General features: G+C 72.6%; 19 protein-coding genes and 1 tRNA gene. 14 read left to right on the forward strand and 6 right to left on the reverse strand.

Features of this window, described 5'->3' with window-relative positions:
* Positions 1 to 101 precede the first annotated feature (101 nt).
* Complete coding sequence (locus ACFOY6_RS07015) at positions 102 to 2,186, reverse strand: ATP-dependent DNA helicase RecG (RefSeq protein WP_379649782.1); 2,085 nt, start codon at positions 2,184 to 2,186, stop codon at positions 102 to 104.
* Between the two features lie 37 nt (positions 2,187 to 2,223).
* Here ACFOY6_RS07015 and ACFOY6_RS07020 point away from each other — a divergent pair, with 37 nt between their 5' ends.
* Together ACFOY6_RS07020 and mfd are read left to right on the forward strand one after the other, a co-directional pair.
* Positions 2,224 to 2,580: a succinate dehydrogenase assembly factor 2 gene (locus tag ACFOY6_RS07020; protein ID WP_109518382.1), complete on the forward strand. Its 357-nt coding sequence runs from the start codon at positions 2,224 to 2,226 to the stop codon at positions 2,578 to 2,580.
* Positions 2,577 to 6,041: a transcription-repair coupling factor gene (gene mfd, locus ACFOY6_RS07025; protein ID WP_379649785.1), complete on the forward strand. Its 3,465-nt coding sequence runs from the start codon at positions 2,577 to 2,579 to the stop codon at positions 6,039 to 6,041. Before ACFOY6_RS07020 ends, mfd begins: the two co-directional genes overlap by 4 nt.
* A gap of 12 nt (positions 6,042 to 6,053) precedes the next feature.
* On the opposite strand, the gene ACFOY6_RS07030 is transcribed toward mfd, so the two are convergent.
* The gene (locus tag ACFOY6_RS07030; RefSeq protein ID WP_379649786.1) at positions 6,054 to 6,800 is read right to left on the reverse strand and encodes a DsbA family oxidoreductase; all 747 of its coding nucleotides are present in this window, start codon (positions 6,798 to 6,800) and stop codon (positions 6,054 to 6,056) included.
* Between the two features lie 108 nt (positions 6,801 to 6,908).
* Here ACFOY6_RS07030 and ACFOY6_RS07035 point away from each other — a divergent pair, with 108 nt between their 5' ends.
* On the forward strand, positions 6,909 to 7,571 hold the full coding sequence (locus ACFOY6_RS07035) for a metal-dependent hydrolase (protein ID WP_379649788.1): 663 nt from the start codon (positions 6,909 to 6,911) through the stop codon (positions 7,569 to 7,571).
* Positions 7,572 to 7,674: 103 nt separating this feature from the next.
* Here the strand turns inward: ACFOY6_RS07035 and ACFOY6_RS07040 are convergent, their stop codons facing one another.
* Entirely contained in the window at positions 7,675 to 8,346 is a 672-nt protein-coding gene (locus ACFOY6_RS07040; protein WP_379649790.1) for a helix-turn-helix domain-containing protein, read from the reverse strand.
* A gap of 167 nt (positions 8,347 to 8,513) precedes the next feature.
* On the opposite strand from ACFOY6_RS07040, the gene ACFOY6_RS07045 reads away from it, so the two are divergent.
* Complete coding sequence (locus ACFOY6_RS07045) at positions 8,514 to 9,788, forward strand: MFS transporter (protein WP_379649792.1); 1,275 nt, start codon at positions 8,514 to 8,516, stop codon at positions 9,786 to 9,788.
* On the opposite strand, the gene ACFOY6_RS07050 is transcribed toward ACFOY6_RS07045, so the two are convergent.
* Both ACFOY6_RS07050 and ACFOY6_RS07055 read right to left on the reverse strand, forming a co-directional pair.
* Positions 9,756 to 9,845 (reverse strand) — tRNA-Ser (locus tag ACFOY6_RS07050). The two genes, ACFOY6_RS07045 and ACFOY6_RS07050, sit on opposite strands and share 33 nt — an antisense overlap.
* A gap of 54 nt (positions 9,846 to 9,899) precedes the next feature.
* Complete coding sequence (locus ACFOY6_RS07055; protein WP_379649794.1) at positions 9,900 to 11,570, reverse strand: methyl-accepting chemotaxis protein; 1,671 nt, start codon at positions 11,568 to 11,570, stop codon at positions 9,900 to 9,902.
* A 277-nt stretch (positions 11,571 to 11,847) separates the two neighbouring features.
* On the opposite strand from ACFOY6_RS07055, the gene ACFOY6_RS07060 reads away from it, so the two are divergent.
* From ACFOY6_RS07060 to mazG, 10 genes are all read left to right on the forward strand, one after another.
* Entirely contained in the window at positions 11,848 to 12,861 is a 1,014-nt protein-coding gene (locus ACFOY6_RS07060) for a lipid A deacylase LpxR family protein (protein WP_379649796.1), read from the forward strand.
* A 65-nt stretch (positions 12,862 to 12,926) separates the two neighbouring features.
* Positions 12,927 to 13,898: a lytic murein transglycosylase gene (locus ACFOY6_RS07065; protein WP_379649798.1), complete on the forward strand. Its 972-nt coding sequence runs from the start codon at positions 12,927 to 12,929 to the stop codon at positions 13,896 to 13,898.
* Positions 13,895 to 14,824 carry a septal ring lytic transglycosylase RlpA family protein gene (locus tag ACFOY6_RS07070; protein ID WP_379649800.1) on the forward strand — a complete coding sequence of 310 codons (930 nt, stop codon included), beginning with the start codon at positions 13,895 to 13,897 and terminating at the stop codon, positions 14,822 to 14,824. The genes ACFOY6_RS07065 and ACFOY6_RS07070 overlap by 4 nt, the downstream gene beginning before the upstream one ends.
* A gap of 59 nt (positions 14,825 to 14,883) precedes the next feature.
* The gene (locus ACFOY6_RS07075; protein ID WP_379649802.1) at positions 14,884 to 16,095 is read left to right on the forward strand and encodes a D-alanyl-D-alanine carboxypeptidase family protein; all 1,212 of its coding nucleotides are present in this window, start codon (positions 14,884 to 14,886) and stop codon (positions 16,093 to 16,095) included.
* A 1-nt stretch (position 16,096) separates the two neighbouring features.
* Positions 16,097 to 16,735 carry a dTMP kinase gene (gene tmk / locus ACFOY6_RS07080; protein ID WP_379634187.1) on the forward strand — a complete coding sequence of 213 codons (639 nt, stop codon included), beginning with the start codon at positions 16,097 to 16,099 and terminating at the stop codon, positions 16,733 to 16,735.
* Entirely contained in the window at positions 16,732 to 17,745 is a 1,014-nt protein-coding gene (locus ACFOY6_RS07085) for a DNA polymerase III subunit delta' (protein ID WP_379649804.1), read from the forward strand. Before tmk ends, ACFOY6_RS07085 begins: the two co-directional genes overlap by 4 nt.
* Positions 17,746 to 17,756: 11 nt before the next feature.
* Entirely contained in the window at positions 17,757 to 19,328 is a 1,572-nt protein-coding gene (gene metG / locus ACFOY6_RS07090) for a methionine--tRNA ligase (protein WP_379649806.1), read from the forward strand.
* Entirely contained in the window at positions 19,328 to 20,098 is a 771-nt protein-coding gene (locus ACFOY6_RS07095; protein WP_379649808.1) for a TatD family hydrolase, read from the forward strand. Before metG ends, ACFOY6_RS07095 begins: the two co-directional genes overlap by 1 nt.
* 10 nt (positions 20,099 to 20,108) lie before the next feature.
* Positions 20,109 to 20,903, forward strand: coding sequence for an MBL fold metallo-hydrolase (locus ACFOY6_RS07100; RefSeq protein ID WP_379649810.1), 795 nt, complete (start codon positions 20,109 to 20,111; stop codon positions 20,901 to 20,903).
* 62 nt (positions 20,904 to 20,965) lie between these two features.
* Positions 20,966 to 21,754, forward strand: coding sequence for a nucleoside triphosphate pyrophosphohydrolase (mazG, locus tag ACFOY6_RS07105; protein ID WP_379649812.1), 789 nt, complete (start codon positions 20,966 to 20,968; stop codon positions 21,752 to 21,754).
* A 30-nt stretch (positions 21,755 to 21,784) separates the two neighbouring features.
* Here the strand turns inward: mazG and ACFOY6_RS07110 are convergent, their stop codons facing one another.
* Positions 21,785 to 22,612: an inositol monophosphatase family protein gene (locus ACFOY6_RS07110; RefSeq protein ID WP_109518366.1), complete on the reverse strand. Its 828-nt coding sequence runs from the start codon at positions 22,610 to 22,612 to the stop codon at positions 21,785 to 21,787.
* Positions 22,613 to 22,629 lie beyond the last annotated feature (17 nt).

Here is a 22,629-nt window from a genome sequence, read left to right on the forward strand (position 1 = left end):
CGGGCGTACCCCCTGCTATGGCCGAATTGTGATCGGGTTTAACCAGGGCAGGGGGCATTGCAACCCCTCCGCCTGTATCGAAGCGTGCCCGGCGGAGGCGCTCAGCCGGCGGCCAGCGGCGCCAGCGTCAGGTCATGGCCGAACACGCCGAGCAGCAGCCGCGCCGCCGCGCCGCGCGGGGTGGCGGCCAGATCCGGGTCCTTCTCCAGCAGCAGCGCCGCATCCTGGTGCGCCATGCGGACCAGCCCGCCATGCCGCTGCGGGTCGGCCAGCCGGCGGCCGATGCGCCCCGCCTGCCGCATCCCCAGCGCGTCGCCACCGCCGCGGTATTCGAGGTCGGCATCGGCGATGACGAAGCCGTCCTGCGTCTCGCGCAGCACGGCGAGGCGCCGCTGCTCGCTCTCGTTCAGCTCGGCCGAGGGCAGCAGCAGGCAGAAGCTCTGGGCCTTGCCGCGCCCGACGCGGCCGCGCAGCTGGTGCAGCGCGGCGAGGCCGAAGCGCTCCGCCTGCTCGATGATCATGATGGTGGCCTCGGGCACGTCCACCCCCACCTCCACCACCGTGGTGGCCACCAGCAGCTGCGCGCGGCCGGCGGCGAAGTCGTGCAGCGCCGCCTCGCGCACATCCAGCTTCTGTGCGCCATGGGCGAGGCGGACCTTGTCGCCGAAAATGGCGGCCAGCTCGGCGAAGGTGGTCTCGGCGGCGGCGTTGTCGTGCTTCTCGCCTTCCTCCACGGCGCGCACCACCCAATAGGCGCGGTGCCCCTGTGCGAAGGCGGCGCGCAGCCGGGCCACCAGCTCCTCGCGCCGCTCGCGGCTGACGATGCGGGTGACGATGGGCTGGCGGCCCGCGGGCAGCCCCTCCAGCCGGCTCACCGCCATCTCGCCCCACTGGGTCAGCAGCAGGGTGCGGGGGATGGGGGTGGCGGTCATCACCAGCACGTCGGTGGTGCCCTTCTCGGTCAGCGCCAGGCGCTGCGCCACGCCGAAGCGGTGCTGCTCGTCCACCACCGCCAGCCCGAGGTCGCGGAAGGCCACGCCCTCCTCGATCAGCGCATGGGTGCCGACGACGAGCGGGATGGAGCCATCGGCCAGCCCGGCCAGCACGCGCTTGCGCTCCTTCCCCTTCACCGAGCCGGCCAGCAGGGCGCAGGGCACGCCCGCGGCGCCGGCGAGCTTCTCCAGCGTGCGGAGGTGCTGGCGCGCCAGCAGCTCGGTGGGCGCCATGATGGCGGCCTGGGCGCCGCCCTCGACGGCGCGCAGCATGGCCAGCACCGCCACCAGCGTCTTGCCGGCGCCGACATCGCCCTGCAGCAGCCGCAGCATCCGGCGCGGCGCGGCGAGGTCGGCGTCAATCTCGGCCAGCGCCATGGCCTGGCCGGGGGTGGGGGGGTGGCCGAAGGCGGCCAGCGCCGCGTCGCGCAGCCTTCCGTCGCCCCGCAGCGCCCGGCCGGGGCGTTGCAGCACCGTCCGCCGCACGAGGCCCACGGCCAGCTGCCCCGCCAGCAGCTCGTCATAGGCCAGGCGGTCGCGCGCGCTGTCCTCCGGCGCGGCGGCCTCCGGCGCCTGGATGGCGCGCAGCGCGGCGCCGAAGCCCGGCCAGCGGCGGCGGGCGAGCAGGGTGCGGTCCTGCCACTCGGGCAGCTCGGGCAGCGCCGCCAGCGCCGCCGCCATGGCGCGGCCCACATCGCGCTGCCCCAGCCCCTTCACCAGCGGCCAGATGGGCTGGATGCCGGGGATGGCGTCGGGCGGCTCGACGAAATCCGGCGCGTCCATCTGCCAGCGGTCGCGGAAGCGCTTCATCCGCCCCGAGACGCGGCGCACCGCCCCTTCCGGATAGGTGCGGGCCAGCCAGGCGCCGAGCCAGGAGCGGCGGCCGAAATAGATCAGGTCCAGCGGCCCCGCCGGCGATTCGCAGCAGACCGACCAGGGCTGGGTCGGCGTGCGCGGCGGCTGGACCTGCACCACGCGCAGGGGCAGGGTGGCCACCTCGCCCTCCTGCGGGGTGGTGGCGCGGCGGTCCTGGTAGCGCTCGGGCAGGTGCAGCAGCAGGTCGAGCACGCGGCCGCCCTCCACCGCCTGCGCCAGGCGCTTCCGCTTCTCCTCGGGCAAGGGCAGGCTGTCCAGCGGCGCGAGAAGCCCGGCCGGCAGGTCCATTTCCGCCTCTTGGGCTGACACGATTCCCATCTGCCCTTATATGCCAGCCCCACAAGGCGCCGACGACATGTCCCAGAGCAACGATACGCCCCCCGATCCGAATGCCGCCGCTGCGTCCCCGGCGGAGCCGCCGCCGGCGCTCTCCCCGCGCCGCCGGCGCCTGCTGTTCCGCGCGCACCATCGCGGCACCAAGGAAACCGACCTCATGGTGGGCGGCTTTGTCACCCGTCACATCGCCAGCTTCACCGAGGCGGAGCTGGACGAGCTGGAGGCGGTGCTGGAATTGCTGGATGTCGATCTCGCCGACTGGCTCTCGGGCCGCCGCCCCATTCCGCCCGAGGTGATGACTCCGATGCTGACCCGCATGTCCGAGGAATGCTCGATGCTGGGCGCCGGGGTGCCGGAGGCCGCGCGCCGGGCATGAGCGCGCTCACCATCCACGGCGCCCCCGAGGGCTTCGACGCCCTGCTGCTCAGCCGCCGCCGCGCCGAGGCGGAGGGTTTCGTCCTGCATGTCTGCCGCGACGATTCCCGCATGGCGCGGATGCAGGACGGGCTGGCCTTCTTCGCGCCGGGGATCGAGGTGCTGCGCTTCCCGGCCTGGGACTGCCTGCCCTATGACCGCGTCTCGCCCCATGCCGAGCTGGTGGCCGAGCGCGTGGCGACCCTCACCCGGCTGCTGGAGAAGGGCGACCGCCCGCGCATCGTGCTGACCACGGTGAACGCGCTGGTGCAGCGCGTGCCGCCGCGCGCCGTGTTCGAGGGCGCCACGCTGCACCTGAAGCGCGGCGGGCGCATCACGCCGGAGAAGCTGGCCGGCTTCCTGGAGGCCAATGGCTATGGCCGCGTCGCCACGGTGATGGAGCCGGGCGAATACGCGGTGCGCGGCGGCATCGTCGACCTCTACCCGGCCGGCGAGCCGGAGCCGGTGCGGCTCGACCTGTTCGGCGACGAGATCGAGAGCCTGCGGCATTTCTCCACCGAGACGCAGCGCAGCGGCAAGCCGATGGACGGGCTGTGGCTGCGCCCGGTGGGCGAGGTGTTCCTCGACGAGGAGTCCATCGCCCGCTTCCGCGCCGGCTACCGCGACCTGTTCGGCAACGCCGCGGCCGAGGACCCGCTCTACGTCTCCATCTCCGCCGGCCGCCGCCACCTCGGCATGGAGCACTACGTCCCGCTCTTCCACGAGAGCATGGCGACGCTGCTGGACTACATGCCCGGCGCCTCGGTCAGCCTGGACCACCAGGCGGAGGAGGCGCTGGAGGTGCGGCTCGAGATGGTCGAGGACCATTACGAGGCCCGCCGCATGCCGGCGCGGGAAGGCGAGGTGCCCTACCGCCCCGTGCCGCCGCGCCGCCTCTACCTGGACCGCAAGGGCTGGGACGCGATGCTCGCGGGCGGCCCGCTGCTGCGCTTCAGCCCCTTCCCGAAGCCCGACGGCGCCGAGGGCATCGAGGCCGGCGGCCGCCCCGGCGGCCTCTATGCCGAGGCCCGCACGGCGGGCGAGAACGTCTTCCACCTCTACCACCAGCATGCCGAGGCGCAGGCCAAGGGCGGCATGCGCCCGGTGGTCGCCGCCTGGACGCGCGGCTCGCGCGAGCGGCTGGGCAATCTGCTGCGGGAGAACCGCGTGCCCGCCCAGGCGGTGGAGGACTGGGCCGCCGCCCAGGCGCTGCCGGCGGGCGTGGTGGCGCTGGTGGTCTATGGCGTGGAGCGTGGCTTCACCGGCCCCGCCGCAGGCACCAAGGGCAGCGGCGCCATCGCCCTGACCGGCGAGCAGGACCTGCTGGGCGAGCGCATCGCCCGGCCGCCGCGCCGCCGCAAGCGGGCGGACCAGTTCATCGCCGATGCCACCGAGATCGCCGAGGGCGACCTGGTGGTGCACCAGGACCACGGCATCGGCCGCTATGACGGGCTGGAGACCATCGGCGTCTCCGGCGCGCCGCATGACTGCCTGCGGCTGATCTACGATGGCGGGGACAAGCTGTTCCTGCCGGTCGAGAACATCGAGCTGCTCTCGCGCTTCGGCAGCGACAGCGCGGGCGTCGCGCTCGACAAGCTCGGCGGCACCTCCTGGCAGAACCGCAAGGCCCGCGCCAAGCAGCGCATCGCCGACATGGCGGGCCAGCTCATCCGCATCGCCGCCGAGCGGCGGGTGAAGGAGGGCCACCTCGCCACCCCGCCGGAGGGCGCGTGGGACGAGTTCTGCGCCCGCTTCCCCTTCGCCGAGACGGAGGACCAGCAGCGCGCCATCGCCGACGTGCTGGAGGACCTCTCCGCCGGCCGGCCGATGGACCGCCTGATCTGCGGCGATGTCGGCTTCGGCAAGACCGAGATCGCGCTGCGCGCCGCCTTCGTCGTCGCCATGACGGGGGCGCAGGTGGCGGTGGTGGTGCCCACCACGCTGCTCTCCCGCCAGCATTTCCGCACCTTCACCGCCCGCTTCGAGGGGCTGCCGATCCGCATCGCCCAGCTCTCCCGCATGGTCACGGCGAAGGAGGCGGCGCAGGTGAAGGCGGGGCTGGCGGACGGCTCCATCAACATCGTCGTCGGCACCCACGCGCTGCTGGCCAAGGGCGTGGAGTTCGCCGATCTCGGCCTCGTCATCGTCGACGAGGAGCAGCATTTCGGCGTGGCGCACAAGGAGCGGCTGAAATCGCTCAAGGCCGATGTGCATGTCCTCACCCTGACGGCGACGCCCATTCCGCGCACCCTGCAGCTGGCGCTGACCGGCGTGCGGGAGATGAGCGTCATCGCGACGCCTCCCGTGGACCGGCTGGCGGTGCGCACCTTCATCATGCCCTTCGATGCGGTGGTGGTGCGCGAGGCCATCCAGCGCGAGCGGCTGCGCGGCGGGCAGATCTTCTGCGTCGTGCCACGGCTGGAAGACCTGCCGAAGATGGCCACGCGGCTGGCCGACATCGTGCCCGAGGCGCGCACCGTGCAGGCGCATGGCCGCCTGACGCCGACCGAGCTCGAGCGGGTGATGACCGAGTTCGGCGACGGCAAGTACGACATCCTGCTCGCCACCAACATCGTGGAAAGCGGGCTGGACATGCCGGCGGTGAACACGCTGATCATCCACCGCGCCGACATGTTCGGCCTCGCCCAGCTCTACCAGCTGCGCGGGCGGGTGGGGCGCGGCAAGCAGCGCGGCTACGCCTACCTCACCTGGCCGGCCACGCAGCGCCTGTCGGTGGCTGCCGAGAAGCGGCTGGCGGTGATGCAGACGCTCGACAACCTCGGCGCCGGCTTCACCCTCGCCAGCCACGACCTCGACATCCGCGGCGCCGGCAACCTGCTGGGCGACGAGCAGTCCGGCCATATCCGCGAGGTGGGCATCGAGCTCTACCAGCAGATGCTGGAGGAGGCGGTGGCCGACATCAAGGCCGGGCAGGGGCGGCGCGACGGCGCCGACAACCGCGACTGGACGCCGCAGATCAATCTCGGCCTGCCGGTGCTGATCCCCGAGACCTATGTGGCGGATCTGCCGGTGCGGCTCGGCCTCTACCGCCGCATCGGCGGCCTCGCGGGCGATGCCGAGGTGGAGGCGATGGCGGCCGAGCTGGCCGACCGCTTCGGGCCGCTGCCGCAGGAGGTGGAGAACCTGCTGCAGGTGGTCTCCATCAAGCATCTCTGCCGGCAGGCGGGGGTGGAGAAGCTGGATGCGGGGCCGAAGGGCATCGTCGCCGCCTTCCGCCGCAACAACTTCGCCAATCCAGGCGGGCTGGTCACCTGGGTCGGCGCCCAGAAGGGACTGATAAAACTGCGGCCGGACCACAAGCTGGCCATGGTGCGGGAGATGGACCTGCCCACGCGCCTGCGCGCGGCCAAGGACATGCTGAAGTCGCTGGTGAAGGTCTCCCGCCAGGCAAAGGCCGCCTGAGGGGGAGGGCGGCTAGAACTCGCCGGCCTCGGAGAGCGCCACGTCGATCAGCCGCTCCAGCACCTCCGGCTCCTGCGCGCCGGCGATGGCATGGCCCGCGCCCTGGCCCTGCTGGCCGGAGATGACGAAGCAGGGCACGCCGTTGATGCCGAGGCGGTGGGCGCGGAGGTTCTCGGCGTGCACCGCCTCCGCCTCCAGCCCGCTGGCCAGGAAGCGCTGCACCACGCGCGGCTCCATCCCGTGCCGGGCGGCCAGGGCGGCGAGGTTCTCCGGCCGGCCGATATCGGCGCCCTCGCAGAAATAGGCGGTGAACAGCGCGTCCACCAGCGCATCGGCCTGGCCGTGCTGGGCGGCGAAGCGCACCAGCCGGTGCGCGTCGATCGAGGCGGGCACGCGCTGGATGCGGTCGAAGCGGAAGGCGATGCCCTCCGGCCGCCCGAGATCGGTCATGGTGGCGTGCAGGCGGCGGGCGCGCTCCTCGCCGCCGAACTTGCGCGCCATGTAGTCCTGCCGCCCGGTGCCGCCGAGGCCGAGATCGGGATTCAGCAGGAAGGGACGCCAGCGGATCTCGGCCAGCACGTCGGTGCGCCGCTCCAGCGTCCGGCGCAGCCGGCGCGTGCCGAGGAAGCACCAGGGGCAGACTAGGTCGAACACCACCTCGATGTCGAGGCGGCTGCGGGGCGGCGAGAGCAGGTTCACCGCTCCATGATAGGCGAAGACTTGCCCTTCGCCCACCGCTCCGAGGAGCAGGCAAGTCATGGTTTTTCTGCTACCTGCGGTTGGAAAGCCGTGGAATCAGGCTTGTAGGCAGGAATCCTGACTCCTAGTTTGAGGCTTGCGTAGCAGGAGCCTTGAAACCCAGGAATGATGGCAGGGTCGCATATCGCGCTGGGCGCGGCTGCCTGGTTCGCGGCCGCGCCGCGGCTGGGCCTGCCGGCGCTCGACCCGGCCCTGCTCGGCCTTGCCGTGTTCGGCGCGCTGCTGCCCGATATCGACCATCCCAAATCCTGGGTGGGCAAGAAGCTCTGGCCGGTCTCGCTGCTGTGCGCGCGGCTGCTGGGCCACCGCGGCATCACCCATTCCGCCCTGGCGGTGCTCGGTTGCACCGTGCTGCTGCTCAGCCAGGATGTGCCGATGGCCATCACCGCACCTCTCGTGGTGGGCTATCTTTCGCATCTGGGGGCGGATCTGCTGACGCCGGCGGGGCTGCGCCTGGCCTGGCCGCTGCGGGGCACCTATGCGCTGCCGCTCTGCCGCACCGGCTCGGCCTTCGAGCCGCTGGTGGTGGCGCTGGTGCTCTCCTGGGCCTGGGGCAGCACCTCGGAAAAGGTGAACTTCGCCGCCGGGCTGCGCGCCACCGGCATCTGCCGCGTGGCGGAAGGGATGATGCCGGCGCTCTGCCCGCCCGGCTCCTCGGCCGCGCTGCCCGGCGGGCCGGGGATCGGCGCCCTGTGGGACAGGGCCCGTGGCGCCGGCGAGACGGTGCTCGCCCGGCAGGGCGCCGCGGCGCTCGGCCCCACCCTGCGCTGAACCCCCTCGCGCTGAGCCCCCCTGCGCTGAGCCCCCCTGCGCTGGGCCAACCTGCGCTGGGCCAACCTGCGCTGGGCCAACCTGCGCTGGGGCGGAGCCCGGCTTAGCCGCTCTCGGCCAGCCCGAAGGCCTCCCGCAGCGCCAGCCGCCCCTTGGGCGTCACGGTCACGGCCCGCGTGCCCTCCACCCTGTGCACCCAGCCCTGGCCGAAGGCGTGGCTGCACAGCGCCGCGCCGAGCCGGCCTGCCAGATGCGGCCGCCGCTCGCTCCAGTCCAGGCAGGGGCGGCAACCCGGCCGGCCGTGCCGCGCCGCCTGCGGCAGCGGGATGCCGAGCGCGCCGAACCGCGCCTGGCCGGCTTCCGTCATCCAGGCAGCCTCGCCTTCCATCGCCACCCAGCCGCCCGCCACCAGCGCATCCGCAAGGCCGACGCCGAGCCGGCCGGCCAAATGGTCGTAGCAGGTGCGCGCCTGGCGCAGCGCCGCGTCGCGCGGCCCGAAGCGCGGCACCGCATGGGGCACCGGCGCCGCGCCGGCCATCTGCATCATGCTCTCGATCAGCCGCGCCGCCTCGGGGCCGGCCAGCCGGTGGTAGCGGTGCCGCCCGTGCCGCTCGGCCGCCACGAGGCGCGCGGCGACAAGCCGCGCGAGGTGGCCGCTCGCTGTCGGCGGCGCAATGCCGGCCACCCGGGCCAGCTCGGTGGCTGTCATCGCCCGGCCATCCATCAGCGCCGCGAGCATCGCCGCGCGGGCAGGCTCGCCCATCGCGGCAGCCATTTCGGCGATCCTGTTGGCCGTGACCATGCGCCCCTCCCGCCATCCGTCCGCAGCATAGCAGGGGCCGCCGGCCGATGCTTCGGCAAGGCCCGAAGCATCGGCCGGCGCCGTGCCGGCATAAGCCATGCCAGGCTTTCCAGCCCGGCCCTTTCCGACGGAGCACCCGCATGACCACCCCTGCATCCTCCCCACCATTCTTCGGCTGGCGCGTGGTGGCGGCCACCTTCGTGCTGGCGGCCTTCGGCTGGGGCGTCGGATTCTACGGGCCGCCGGTCTTCCTGCATGCGGTGGTGGCGCGCACCGGCTGGCCGGTGGAGCTGGTTTCGGCGGCGGTCACGGCGCATTTCCTGGTGGGCGCCGCGGTGGTGGCCAACCTGCCCCGGCTCTACCGCGCGCTGGGCGTGCCGCTGGTCACCAGCCTCGGTGCCGGCCTGCTCGGCTTCGGCGTGCTGGGCTGGGCCGTCGCGGCGGCGCCGTGGCAGCTCTTCGCCGCCGCGCTGGCCAGCGGCACGGGCTGGGTGGCGATGGGGGCGGCGGCGGTGAACGCCCTGGTCGCCCCCTGGTTCGAACGCCGCCGCCCGGCGGCGCTCGGCCTGGCCTACAACGGCGCCAGCCTGGGCGGCATGGTGTTCTCCCCGCTCTGGGCGGCGCTGATCGGCGGCCTCGGTTTTCCCCTGGCGGCGCTGGCGGTGGGGGCGGTCATGCTGCCGGTGGTCGGCCTGCTGGCGGCGCTGGTCTTCACGCGCACGCCCGAGGGCCTGGGCCAGCACCCCGATGGCGAGGCCGCCGCCATGCCCGCCCCGGCCGCCGCCGCGCCGGCGGCGCGCCCGCTGCCCGCCGGCCCGCCCTGGCGCGACCGCCGCCTCCTCACCCTGGCGGCGGGCATGGCGCTGGGCCTGTTCGCGCAGATCGGCCTGCTGGCGCACCTGTTCTCGCTGCTGGTGCCGGCCCTCGGCGCGGCGGCCGGGCTGGCGATGGGTGGTGCCACGCTGGCGGCCATCCTCGGCCGCAGCGCGGTGAGCTGGTGGATGCCGGCCTGGGCGGACCGGCGCCATGTGGCCTGCCTCAGCCATGCCGTGCAGCTGGCCGGCTCGCTGCTCCTGCTGGCGGCCGTGGCGGGCGGCGGCGCCTGGGTGCTGCCGGGCCTGCTGCTCGGCTTGGCGCTGTTCGGCCTCGGCATCGGCAATGCCACCTCGCTGCCGCCCCTGATCGCGCAGGGCGAGTTCACGGCGCAGGATGCGCGGCGCGTGGTGCCGTGGATCGTGGCCACGGGCCAAGCCTGCTATGCCTTCGCGCCCGCCATCTTCGGGCTGCTGCGGGGCGTGGCGGAGCGGGGGGAGGCGTTGTTCCTGCTCGCCGCCCTGGTGCAGGCGGCGGCGATCGGCGCTTTCCTGGCAGGCCAGCGCCGATGGCGGATGGAGTGGGATTCGAACCCACGGTGAGGTTGCCCCCACGGCGGTTTTCAAGACCGCTGCCTTAAACCACTCGGCCATCCATCCGCGGGGCCGGCGCGTGCGGCCCCGATAGCCGTTTCGGCCTGCCCGGTCGAGGGGTTACGCGGCCCGCACCTCGCTGAGGAACTGCTCCACCTGCCCGCGCAGCCGGCCGGTCGTGTCGCTCACCTCGGCGGATGTGGTCTGCACAACGCCGGCGGTGCGGCCGCTGACCTCGGCGGCGTTGCGCACCACATTCGTCTCGCGCGAGACGGAGGCGGCGGCCTCCGCGGAGCCGGCGATGTTGCGGGCGATCTCCTGGGTCGCCGCGCCCTGCTCCTCGACGGCAGCGGCGATGGCGGCGGCAGTCTGGTCGATCTCCGCCACCACGCCGGCGATGCTGTTGATGGCCTCCACCGCTTGGCCCGTGGCGCCCTGGATGGCGCTCACCTGCTGGCTGATCTCCTCGGTGGCCTTGGCGGTCTGGCTGGCGAGGTTCTTCACCTCGGAGGCCACCACGGCGAAGCCCTTGCCGGCCTCGCCGGCGCGGGCCGCCTCAATGGTGGCGTTCAGCGCCAGCAGGTTGGTCTGCCCGGCGATGTCGGCGATCAGCCGCACCACATCACCGATCTTGTTGGCGGTGCCGGCCAGCTCGCGCATCGTGTGCTCGGTGCGCTGGGTTTCCGCCACGGCGCGGCGGGACACCTCGGCCGAGCGGCTGACCTGGCGGGTGATCTCGCCGATCGAGGCGGTCAGCTCCTCGGTCGCGGCGGCGGCGGTCTGGGCGTTGCTGGAGGCTTCCTCGGAGGCGTGGCTGAGGGTGCTGGTGAGCTGGGCCGAGGCATGGGCCGCCTGGCTCATCTCGCCCGAGCTGCCGCGCATCCGCTCGGCGGCACCGCGCAGGGTCTCCAGGGCCTGGCCGGCGTCCTGGCCGAAGCGGGTCACCAGCTTCTCCAGCCGGGCGGCGCGCTCCCGCGCCTTCTGGTCCGCCCGCGCCTGCTCCGCGGCGAGCCGCTCGCCCTCCTGCACCTTGGCGCGGAACACCTCCAGCGCCTTGGCCATACTGCCGATCTCGTCCGTCCGCTCCTGGTCCGCCACCGGCGTGTCGAGCGCGCCGCCGGTCATGCGCCGCATGGTCTCCGTCAGCCGGCCGACGGGGCTGCAGATGCCGCGGACCAGCGACAGCCCGATCAGGGACAGCACCGCGATTCCGAGCAGGCCGGCGATGCCGATGATCCAGGCCGCCATGGTGACGGTGCGGCGTGCCGTGACGCTGCTGGTCTCGGCGCCCTTCTGGTTGAACTCGATGAGCTTCTCATCCGCGGCCAGGAAGCGCTGGAAGGCCTCGCGGTTCGGGCCATTGAGCTGCCGGGTAGCCTCGTCCTTCCGCTGCGCGCGGCTCAGCGCCAGCGTGGCGTCGGAGAGCCCGAGATAGGTATTCCACTCGTTCCGCACCGCCGCGGCCAGCGCCGCTTCCTGCGGGCCGGTCACCATCGGCGCGTATTGTACGAAGAATTTCTCAACGTCGGCGCGGGACTGGGCGATGAGGCCGTCCGCCTCACGGATCTTGTCGTCCTCTGTCACCATGACGTGCCGCAGGATATGCGTGCGCAGGGTGAGGGCGTCCTTCTGCGCCTCGTTGATGAGATTGATACTGGGCAGCCAGTTGTCGGCCATCTGCTCCACCTCGGCCTGGACGGCGGTCAGCCGCTGGAGGGCGAAGCCGCCGAGCCCGACGAAGCAGAGCATGATGAACGCCATGGTGGCGAGAATGCGGTTACGAATGGACATGGGCGCCTCAACCTCATCCAGGCTGCTTGGAGCCTCCATCCTGTGGCCCGATGATGAACAAAGACTGCCGCGTGGTGCCTCGACCGGTGGAGCGGGCGGCGGGACGGGCGGCGGGGCGGGCAGGGCGCGCACCCTCTCCATTGCTGCAATAAAACGCAACTTGCAGCTTCGGTTGTGCCTCGCCACAACCCCTGCCTCGGCTTCGCCCGGCCCCGCGGCGCGGCACGATTCGTCCCGGCGGCGCGGCCTCTCCGCCGCCGCGAGCAAGGAACTCCGCATGCGCGCCCGCCGATCGCCGACCCTTCTGCTGTTGCTGGCCATGGGCGCCTCGGGCCCGGCCATGGCGCAGGGCATCCCCGGCGACCAGGCGCCGCCGCCGGACCCGAAGGGCACGCTGAACTTCGCCCTCGAGAACGACATGTTCGGCGGCAGCGACCGCTACTACACCAACGGCTTCCAGTTCGCCTGGCGCTCCCCCTCGGCCGACCTGCCGGGGCCGCTCGACTGGCTGAACGACCGGCTGGGCTGGCTGATGGGCCCGGGCACGCTGCGCTGGGGCCTGGCCTTCGGCCAGAGCATCTACACGCCGAAGGACACCGAGCGGGTGGCCCCGGACCCGCGCGACCGGCCCTACGCCGCCTATCTCTACGGCGCCGCCTCGCTGTCGCGGATCTCCGAATACACCGCCAACCTGTTCGAGCTGCAGCTCGGCGTGGTCGGCCCCTCGGCGCTCGGCGAGTTCGTGCAGAACAACTATCACGACATCATCAACATCGATCAGACCAATGGCTGGCGCTCCCAGCTGAAGGACGAGCCGGCCATCACCGCGCTGTACGAGCGCAAGTGGCGCATGCCGCTCGGCCAGGTCGGCGGGATCGATGTCGAGGCCATCCCCTCGGCCACCATCAGCCTGGGCAATGTGCAGACCTATGCCGCCGCGGGCGGGGTGCTGCGGCTGGGGCAGGGGCTGGAGGCGGATTTCGGGCCGCCGCGCATCCGCCCGGCGCTGGCCGGCAGCGCCTCCTTCCAGCCGCGCCAGGATTTCGGCTGGTATGTCTTCGCCGGGCTCGATGGCCGCGCCATCGCCCGCGACATCTTCCTCGACGGCAACACCTGGCGCGAAAGCCGCAGCGTGGACAAGCGCATCCTGGTGGGCGACGCGCAGGCCGGCGTGGCGGTGCTCTGGCGCGGCATGCGCTTCGCCTACACGCAGGTCTGGCGCTCGGAGGAATTCTACGGGCAGGAAGGCGTGCAGAGCTTCGGCTCGCTCAGCGTCTCGTTCCGGTTCTGATCCGTGCGCGGCCGGGGGCCCACCAGCGGTTGCAGGGCGGGCGCCGGTCGTGGCACCTCTCCCCCATGCTGAACCGCCGCACCCTGCTGACCCGAGTCGCCGCGCTCTCCGTCCTCTCCGGCGGCGCGGCCCATGCCGCCACGGCCAGCTTCGACGCCTTCCTGCAGGGCGTCGCCAGCGAGGCCCGGGGCGCCGGCGTGTCCCAGGCCACGCTGCAGCGGGCCTTCGCCAACATCCGCCCCAACGACAAGGTGCTGGAGCTCGACCGCCGCCAGCCCGAGTTCACCCTGACCTGGGAACAGTACCGCGACGGCCGCATCACCGCCCAGCGGGTCGAGCGCGGCCGCCAGGCCTATGCCGAGAACGCGACGCTGCTGGACGCCATCGCCACGCGCTTCCGCGTCTCGCCGCGCATCGTTGTGGCGGTGTGGGGGCTGGAGACGAACTATGGCGGCTTCACCGGCAACTACAACACCATCGAGGCGCTCGCCACGCTGGCCTGGGATGGCCGCCGCAGCGCCTTCTTCCGCGCCGAGCTGATGGCCGCGCTGCGCATCCTGGAGCGCGGCGACGTGGCGCCGGAGCGGATGCGCGGCAGCTACGCCGGCGCCATGGGCCACCCGCAGTTCATGCCCACCAGCTTCGAGCGGCTGGCGGTGGATTTCGACGGCGACGGCCGCCGCGACATCTGGGACAACCGCGCCGACGCGCTGGCCTCGATCGCCAACTATCTCGGCCGCAGCGGCTGGGACGAGACGGAGCGCTGGGGCCGCGAGGTGCTGGTGCCGGCGGGCTTCGACGCCGCCCTGGCCGGGCGCGGCACCCGCAAGCCGCTGCGCGAGTGGCTTCGCCTGGGCGTCACCGCCGCCGACGGCACGGCGCTGCCGCCGCTCGATATGCCGACCTCCATCCTGCTGCCGGGCGGGGCGGGCGGGCAGGCCTTCGCTGTCTACCAGAACTTCAACGTCATCCGCCGCTACAACCCCTCCGACTACTACGCGCTGGTGGTCGGCATGCTCTCCGACCGGGTGGCGTGAGCGGCGGGGGAAGGCGAGGGGGCGCCGCCGCGCGCGGCGCGCTGCTGGCGGCGGCGCTGCCGCTGCTGGCCTCGGCCTGCGTGCGGCCGCCACCGCCGCAGGCCAGTGCCGCGCAGCCGCGCTACACGGTGGGCGAGCCCTATGCGATGGGCGGCGTCTGGTCCTACCCGCGCGAGGATTTCACCCTGCGCGAGACCGGCCTCGCCGTTGTGGCGGCCGATGCCCGCGCCGGCCGCCGCACCGCCAATGGCGAGATCCACGACCCTGGCCTGCTGATGGCGGCGCACCGCACCGTGCAGCTCCCCGCCATCCTGCGCGTCACCAACCTGGAGACGGGGCGCGAGATCCTGGTCCGCGCGAATGACCGCGGCCCGGCCCGGCCCGGGCGCGTGCTGGAGCTGTCCCGCCGCGCTGCCGCGCTGCTCGGCGTGCCGGAAGGCGGCACGGCGCAGGTGGCGCTGGCCATCGAGGCCGAGCCCTCCCGCCACCTCGCCGCCGCGCTGCCGCAGCCGGAGGGCACGCGGCTGGAGATCGCCGCCGCGCCGCGCGGGCCGGTGCAGAGCGAGGCGCTGGCGCCGCCGCCCGGCACCCGCGCGGCGCCCCTGCGCGCCCTCTCCGGCGCGGCCGTTGCCACCGCCCCGGAGGAGGCGCCGCCGGCACCGCCGCCCGAGCGCCTGCCGGAGACCCTGTGGCAGGGCCCCGCCCGGCCGGGGCGGCTCTACCTGCAGGCCAGCACCTTCCTCAGCCGTGCCGACGCGCAGCGGCAGGCGGCGCGCATCGGCGCGCGGGTGGAAGGCACGGGCCGCCCGGGGCGGCCGGAATACCGGGTCCGCCTTGGCCCCTTTGCAACCGTCGCCGAGGCGGATACAGCCCTTGAGCGGGCACTCCGTTCGGGCGTATCCGATGCCCGTATCCTGATCGACTAGCGGCCTGCCCGCAGGCCGTGGTCCACCGCAGTTCCAGACTGAACGAGGAGATTTCCGCGATGCCGCTTCGCCGCGAACTGCTGGGCGGTGCCGCCGCGGTCCTGGCCGCCGGCCCGCTCGCCACGCCTGGCCTGGCGCAGCAGCGCCGCCCCGCCGGCCTCGCCGCCGCGCCCGCCGCGCCGCCGACCTCGCCCGCCAGCACGCCCCTCGGCCCGGTGGACACCATCGCCCGCCAGGCGCTGCTCGTGGACGCCGACACCGGCGCCGTGCTGCTGGAGAAGAACGCGGACGAGCGTATGCCGCCTTCCTCCATGTCGAAGCTGATGACCATGTATGTGGTCTTCGACATGCTGAAGCAGGGCCGGCTGCGCCCCGACCAGGCCCTGCCGGTGAGCGAGCGCGCCTGGCGCATGGGCGGCTCGAAGATGTTCGTCGAGCTGGGCAGCAGCATCAAGGTCGAGGATCTGGCGCGCGGCGTCATCATCCAGTCGGGCAACGACGCCTGCGTGGTGCTGGCCGAGGCGATCAGCGGCAGCGAGCAGCAATTCGCCGAGTTGCTGAACGAGTACGGCAAGCGCATCGGGCTGAAGGACAGCAATTTCCGCAACGCCACCGGCTGGCCCGACCCCGAGCACCGCATGACCTGCCGGGACCTCGCCATCCTGGCCTCCCGCCTGATCCACGACTTCCCGGACCACTACAGCATCTACAGCGAGCGCGCCTTCCGCTGGAACGACATCAACCAGGAGAACCGCAACCCGCTGCTCGGCCGCGTCCCCGGCGCCGATGGCCTCAAGACCGGCCACACCGAGGATGCCGGCTACGGCCTGACCGGCACGGCCAAGCGCGGCGAGCGCCGGCTGATCCTGGTGGTGAACGGCCTGCCCTCGATGCGCGCGCGCGGCGAGGAATCCGAGCGGCTGATCGAGTGGGGCTTCCGCGAGTTCGAGAACGTGGTGCTGTTCCGCGCCGCCGATACGGTGGAGGCCGCGCCGGTCTATCTGGGCGAGGCGCCGACCGTGCCGCTGGTAGGCGGCAAGGACCTGGTGCTGACCCTGCCGCGCCAGTGGCGCCGCAACCTGCAGGTGACGCTGCGCTACAACGGGCCGATCCCGGCGCCGATCGCCAAGGGGCAGGAGGTGGGCCAGCTCGACATTGCCGGGCAGGGCGTGCCGCCCATGGTGATGCCGCTCTATGCGGGGGCCGATGTCGGCAAGCTCGGCCTGATCCCGCGCATCCCGGCGGTGATCTCGCGCATGGTCTCGGGCTGAGGTGAGGAGGGTCGAACCCGGCGTCTTCATCACGCTGGAGGGCGGGGAAGGGGCCGGCAAGACCACCCTGGCGCGTGCCCTGGCCGCCCGCCTCGCCGCCGCCGGCCTGCCCGTGCTGCGCACCCGCGAGCCGGGCGGCGCGCCCGGCGCCGAGCTGCTGCGCGGCCTGATGCTGGGCGGCGACATCGCCTGGGACCCGGTGGCCGAGGCCATGCTGATGTTCGCCGCGCGGCGGGAGCATCTGGCCAAGACCATCCGCCCCGCGCTGGAGGCCGGCATCTGGGTGGTATGCGACCGCTTCGCGGATTCCACGCTCGCATACCAGTGCCATGGCCATGGGCTGGACCGCGCCGTGTGGGAAGGGCTGGCGCGCGTGGCGCTCGGCGATTTCGCGCCGGACCTCACCCTGGTGCTGGACCTGCCGCCCGAGGCCGGCATGGCCCGTGCCCTCGGCCGCGGCGCGCCGGACCGGTTCGAGCGGCTGGGCGCGGATTTCCATGCCCGGGTGCATGAGGGCTTCCAGGCCATCGCCGCCGCCGAGCCGGGGCGCTGCGCCGTGCTGGATGCCACGCAGCCGCCGGAAGTCCTGGCCGGGGCCGCCGCCGCCCTGCTGCGGGAGCGGCTGGGGGCGCCGCTGTGATTCCGCCCGAGCCCCGCGCCAACCCCGAGCTGCGCGGCCACGACCACGCCGCCGCCGCCCTGGCCGAGGCCGCCGGCGCCGGCCGGCTGCACCATGCCTGGCTGCTGGCCGGGCCACGCGGCGTCGGCAAGGCGACGCTGGCCTACCGCTTCGCGCGCTGGCTGCTGGCAGAGCGGCCGGCCGGCGTGGCGGAGGAAGCGCCGCTCTACCTGCCGCCCGCCCATCCGGTGTTCCGCCGCATCGCCGCCGGCGGGCATGCGGACCTGCGGGCGCTGGCGCCCAATGCCGGCGAGCGCGGCGTGAAGCTGATGATCCGCGTGGACGAGGTGCGGCAGGTGCCGCGCTTCCTCGGCCTCACCGCCGCCGAGGGCGGCTGGCGCATCGTCATCGTCGAGCAGGTGGAGGCGATGAACGCCGAGGCGCAGAACGCCCTGCTCAAGACGCTGGAGGAGCCGCCCGCCCGCGCCCTGCTGCTGCTGACCACCGCGGCGCCGGACCGGCTGCTGCCCACCATCCGCAGCCGCTGCCGCCGGGTGGATCTCTTCCCGCTGCCGCCGCCGGAGATGGAGGCGCTGCTGGCCGGCTGGCTGCCCGATCTGGCGCCGGAGCAGCGCGCCGTGCTGGCGCGCATCGCCGGTGGCGCGCCGGGCCGCGCCCTGCAACTGGCGGAGGGGGACGGGCTGCTGCTGCACAAGAGCGTGGAGAACTTCCTCGCCACCCTGCCACACCCCGACCCGCGCGCCCTGCACGCCCTGGCCGACACGCTGGCGGCGAAGCGCGACGGCAGCGCCTATGTCACCTTCATGGAGCTGCTGCGCACGTCGCTCGGCGAGGCGATTCGCGCCGCGGGCCGCGGCCAGCCGGCGCCTGCCTGGATCGCCACCCGCCCGCTTGCCCAATGGGCGACGCTGTGGGACACCCTGGGCCGCCTGGCCGATGAGACCGAAACCCTGAATCTGGACCGCAAGCAGGCGGTGCTGAGCGGTCTCTCGCAGCTGGCCTCGCGTTGAGGACCTTGATCATGACCGGCGAGCGCCGCTCCATCTACCTGACCACGCCCATCTACTACGTCAACGACAAGCCGCATATCGGCCACGCCTACACCTCGCTGGCGGCGGATGTGCTGGCGCGCTGGCACCGCATGTCGGGCCACGACGTGCACTTCCTGACGGGCACGGACGAGCACGGGCAGAAGGTGGAGAAGGCGGCCGAGGCACGCGGCATGGACCCGCAGCTTTTCACCGACACGGTGAGCCAGAGCTTCCGCGAACTGGCCGTTCGGATGAACTACTCCAACGACGACTTCATCCGCACCTCGGAGGAGCGCCACAAGCGGGCCTGCGCCGCGCTGTGGCAGCGGCTGGAGGCGAATGGCGAGATCTATCTCGGCCATTACGAGGGCTGGTACGCGGTGCGCGACGAGGCCTTCTACGGCCCGGACGAGATCACGGAGAAGGATGGCCAGAAATTCGCCCCGACCGGCGCGCCGGTGGAGTGGGTGAGGGAGCCTTCCTACTTCTTCCGCCTGTCGCGGTGGCAGGAGAAGCTTCTCGCCTTCTACGAGGCCAACCCGGACTTCATCGCGCCGCAAACCCGACGCAACGAGGTGATGAGCTTCGTCAAGAGCGGCCTGACCGACCTCTCCATCTCCCGCACCTCCTTCAAATGGGGCGTGAAGGTGCCGGGGGACGAGGCGCATGTGATGTATGTGTGGCTCGACGCGCTGACGAACTACATCACCGCGCTCGGCTATCCTTCTGAATCTGAAGCATTGTGGCGCTTCTGGCCCGCGGATGTTCATTTCGTCGGCAAGGATATCCTCCGGTTCCACGCCATCTACTGGCCGGCCTTCCTGATGGCCGCCGGCCTGCCCACGCCCCGCCGGGTGTTCGCCCATGGCTGGTGGACCAATGAGGGGCAGAAGATCTCCAAGTCGCTCGGCAACGTCATCGACCCGCTGGCGCTGATCGACGAGTTCGGGCTGGACCCAGTGCGCTTCTTCCTGCTGCGCGAGGTGCCCTTCGGCCAGGATGGCGACTTCCAGCGCAAGGCGCTGGTCGGCCGCCTGAACGGCGAGCTGGCCGATGCGCTGGGCAACCTCGCCAATCGCACCCTCAGCCTGATCCAGCGCAACTGCGAGGGCGCGCTGCCGGCGCCCGTGGCGGCGCCGACCGAAGCCGACACCGCCTTCCTGACGGCCACCGGCCATGCCGACGCCGCCGGCAGCCCCGCCTGGCTGGTGGAGAAGGTCGATGCCCTGCTGAACGAGCAGAAATTCGACGCCGCGCTGACGTTGATCTTCACGTCCATCCGCGAGGCCAATGGCTACATCACCCGCGAGCAGCCCTGGGCGCTGAAGAAGACCGACCTGGCGCGGATGCGCGACGTGCTGCGCCACCTGCACGACGCGCTGCGCGTCTTCGCCACGGTGCTGCGGCCCTTCATGCCGGAGACCATGGAGAAGCTGCTCGACCAGCTCGCCGTGCCGGCCGGGGCGCGCGACCTCGCGGCGCTGGCCACGCCACTGCCGGAGGGGGTGGCGCTGCCGCCGCCCAGCCCGCTGTTCCAGAAGATCCAGGACGCCGCCGCCTGATGCTCGTCGATAGCCACTGCCACCTCGACCATTTCTCCGAGGCCGAGATCGAGGACATCCTGCGCCGCGCCGCCGAGGCGGGGGTGGGCGAGATGGTCACCATCGGCGTGCGCATGGCGCAGGCCGAAACGGTCAGGACGATAGCGCAACGATTTGCCCAGGTCTGGGGCACGGTCGGCGTGCATCCGCAGAATGTGGGCGAGGGGCCGCTGCCGGAGGTGGCCGAGATCGTCGCCGCCGCCGACCACCCGAAGGTCATCGGCATCGGCGAGAGCGGGCTCGACTACTTCTACGACAAGGCGCCGCGCGAGGTGCAACAGGAGGGCTTCCGCCGCCACATCCGCGCCGCGCGCGAGACCGGCCTGCCGCTGGTGGTGCACGCCCGGGACGCGGATGCGGACATTGCCGCCATCCTGCGCGAGGAGCGCGCTGACGGGCCGTTCGACTTCCTGCTCCACTGCTTCAGCTCCGGCCGCAAGCTGGCCGAGGAAGCGGTTGAAATGGGAGGCTATCTGTCCTTCTCCGGCATCCTGACCTTCCCGAAGTCCCAGGAGATCCGCGACATAGCGCGCGACATGCCGGCGGACCGGCTGCTGGTGGAGACGGACAGCCCCTATCTTGCCCCCGCGCCCTATCGCGGCAAGCGCAACGAACCCTCCTATGTGCCGCACACCGCCCGCGTGCTGGCCGAGGTGCGCGGGCTGAGCCCCGAGGCGATGGCCGAGAGCACTACGGCCAATTTCCGCCGCCTGTTCAAGAAGGCTGCGTAGGAGCTTGAACTTGAAGGTTACCATCCTCGGCTGCGGCGGCTCGGCGGGGGTGCCGATGCTGGGCGGCCCGGATGGCGCGGGCGATTGGGGCGCTTGCGACCCCGCCGAGCCGCGCAACCGCCGCGGCCGTTCCTCCATCCTGATCGAGGCGCCGGATGGGCAGCGGCTGCTGATCGACGCCGGGCCGGACCTGCGCAACCAGCTCCTGGCCAACCGCATCGGCCGGGTGGATGCGCTGCTCGTCACCCATGGACATGCCGACCACATCATGGGGCTCGACGAGTTCCGGCCGCTCAACCGGGCGATCGGCGCGGCCATCCCGGTCTATGCCACCGAGATCACCCTGGAGGAGCTGAAGGCCCGCTTCGACTATGCCTTCCGCGCACCGACGCCGCCGGCCTTCTTCCGCCCGGCGCTGACGCCGATCCCGGTGCGGCCCGGCCAGGTGGTGGAGGCGGCGGGGCTGCCCGTGCAGCTCTACCGCCAGGACCACAAGGTGATGGAGACGCTCGGGCTGCGCATCGGCAACTTCGCCTATTCCACGGACGTGGTGCGGATGCCGGAGGAAAGCCTGGAGCAGTTGCACAGTCTCGACACCTGGGTGGTGGGCTGCTTCCAGCGCCGGCCGCATGCGGTGCATGCGCATCTGGACCTTGTTCGGGAGTGGGTGGAGAGGCTGCGCCCACGCCGGACGGTGTTGACGCATATGGGGCATGACCTCGACTGGTCCTGGCTTGGACAGAACCTCCCTGAGGGGATCGAGGCTGCGTATGACGGGTTGATCCTCGATGTCCTGGCCTCCTGAGAATTGTCATAATCTTCCTTATACGTTTTGCGTGAACCACCCTGCCGACGAGGATTCCCGCCTTGGATGATGCCTCCGCCGCGCTGAACCGCCTCCTCTCCATCATGGCCCGGCTGCGCGCTCCCGATGGCTGCCCCTGGGACCGGGAGCAGGACTTCGCCTCGATCGCGCCCTACACCATCGAGGAGGCCTATGAGGTGGCGGATGCCATCCAGCGCGCCGATATGCCGGCGCTGCAGGACGAGCTGGGCGACCTGCTGTTCCAAGTCGTCTATCACGCGCAGATGGCACGCGAGGCCGGGGCCTTCGACTTCACGGCGGTGGCCGACACCATTTCGGAGAAGATGATCCGCCGCCATCCGCATGTCTTCGGCGAGGCCGCGGCGCGCGACACGGAGGGCCAGGTGCAGGCCTGGGAGGTGCAGAAGCAGGCCGAGCGCGCCGCCCGCGCCGAGACCGGCACCCTGGCCGGCATTCCCACCGCCCTGCCCGCCCTGACCCGCGCCGCCAAGCTGACCCGCCGCGCCGGCCGCGTCGGCTTCGACTGGCCGGATGCCGAGGCGGTGCTGGACAAGCTGGCCGAGGAAACCGCCGAGCTGCGGGCCGAGCTGCCCGGCGCCGATCGCGCCCGGCTGGCGGACGAGCTCGGCGACATGCTGTTCGTGCTGGCCAACCTCGCCCGCAAGCTGGACCTCGACCCCGAGGCCTGCCTGCGCGGCGCCAACGCCAAGTTCGAGCGCCGTTTCAACGCGGTGGAGAGCCGCCTCGCGGCCGAGGGCCAGAGCCCGGCCGACGCCGGGCTGGAGCGCATGGAGGCGCTCTGGCAGCAGGTGAAGCAGGCCGGAGGCTGAGGAAGGGGCGCTGGCGCGCCCCTCCCGCCGTCAGGCGCCGAACAGCGCCTCTCGAACCGCGCCCCAGCTCGCCTTGTCCGGCGCGGCGATGAGGCCGCCGGCGGTGTGCTCAGGGCGGTACTCGCTGCCGTCGAAGCGGGCGCTGTAGCCGCCGGCCTCGCGGTGCAGCAGCCAGCCCGGCAGGTGGTCCCAGGGCATCAGCTTGTTGTAGACCACCACATGCGCGTTGCCGCTGGCCACCAGCCGGTACTCATGCGCGGCGCAGCGGAACTGCACCCCGCCGGCGAAGCGCGGCAGACGCGCCGTCAGCTGCGAGCGCACCGGCTCGGCGATATAGGTCCAGGAGACACCGGCGATCATCTGGTTCACCGGCACCGGTGCCGCCACGCGCAGATCCGTGCGGTGCCCGTCCGGCGCCTCGATCCAGGCGCCCTCGCCGCGCAGCGCGATCGCGGTGTCGTCGCCCATCGGGTCGTGGATCCAGGCGGCGACGACCTCGCCCTTCACCACGGCGGCGGCCATGCAGCCGAACAGCGGCACGCCGGCAGCGAAGTTCGCGGTGCCGTCCACCGGGTCCACCACGAAGGCGAGGTCCGCCCCGGCCAGCCGGCCCAGCACGGCGGGGTCGGCGGCGCAGGCCTCCTCCCCCACCACCACGCAGCCGGGGAAGCGCTCGGTCAGGGCGGCGGTGATGACCCGCTCCGCCGCCTCGTCCGCATCCGTCACCAGGTCCGTGGCGCTGCTCTTGGCGCGGATGGCGCCGCTCGCCAGGCGGCGGAAGCGCGGCTTGATCTCGGCCAGCGCGGCGTCACGCAGCAGGGTGGCGATCTCGGTCGCCATCCGTTCGTTGAAGCGCATTCTATTCCCTGTCGCGG

The organism is Teichococcus aestuarii (assembly GCF_042651065.1).
Taxonomy (GTDB): domain Bacteria; phylum Pseudomonadota; class Alphaproteobacteria; order Acetobacterales; family Acetobacteraceae; genus Pseudoroseomonas; species Pseudoroseomonas aestuarii.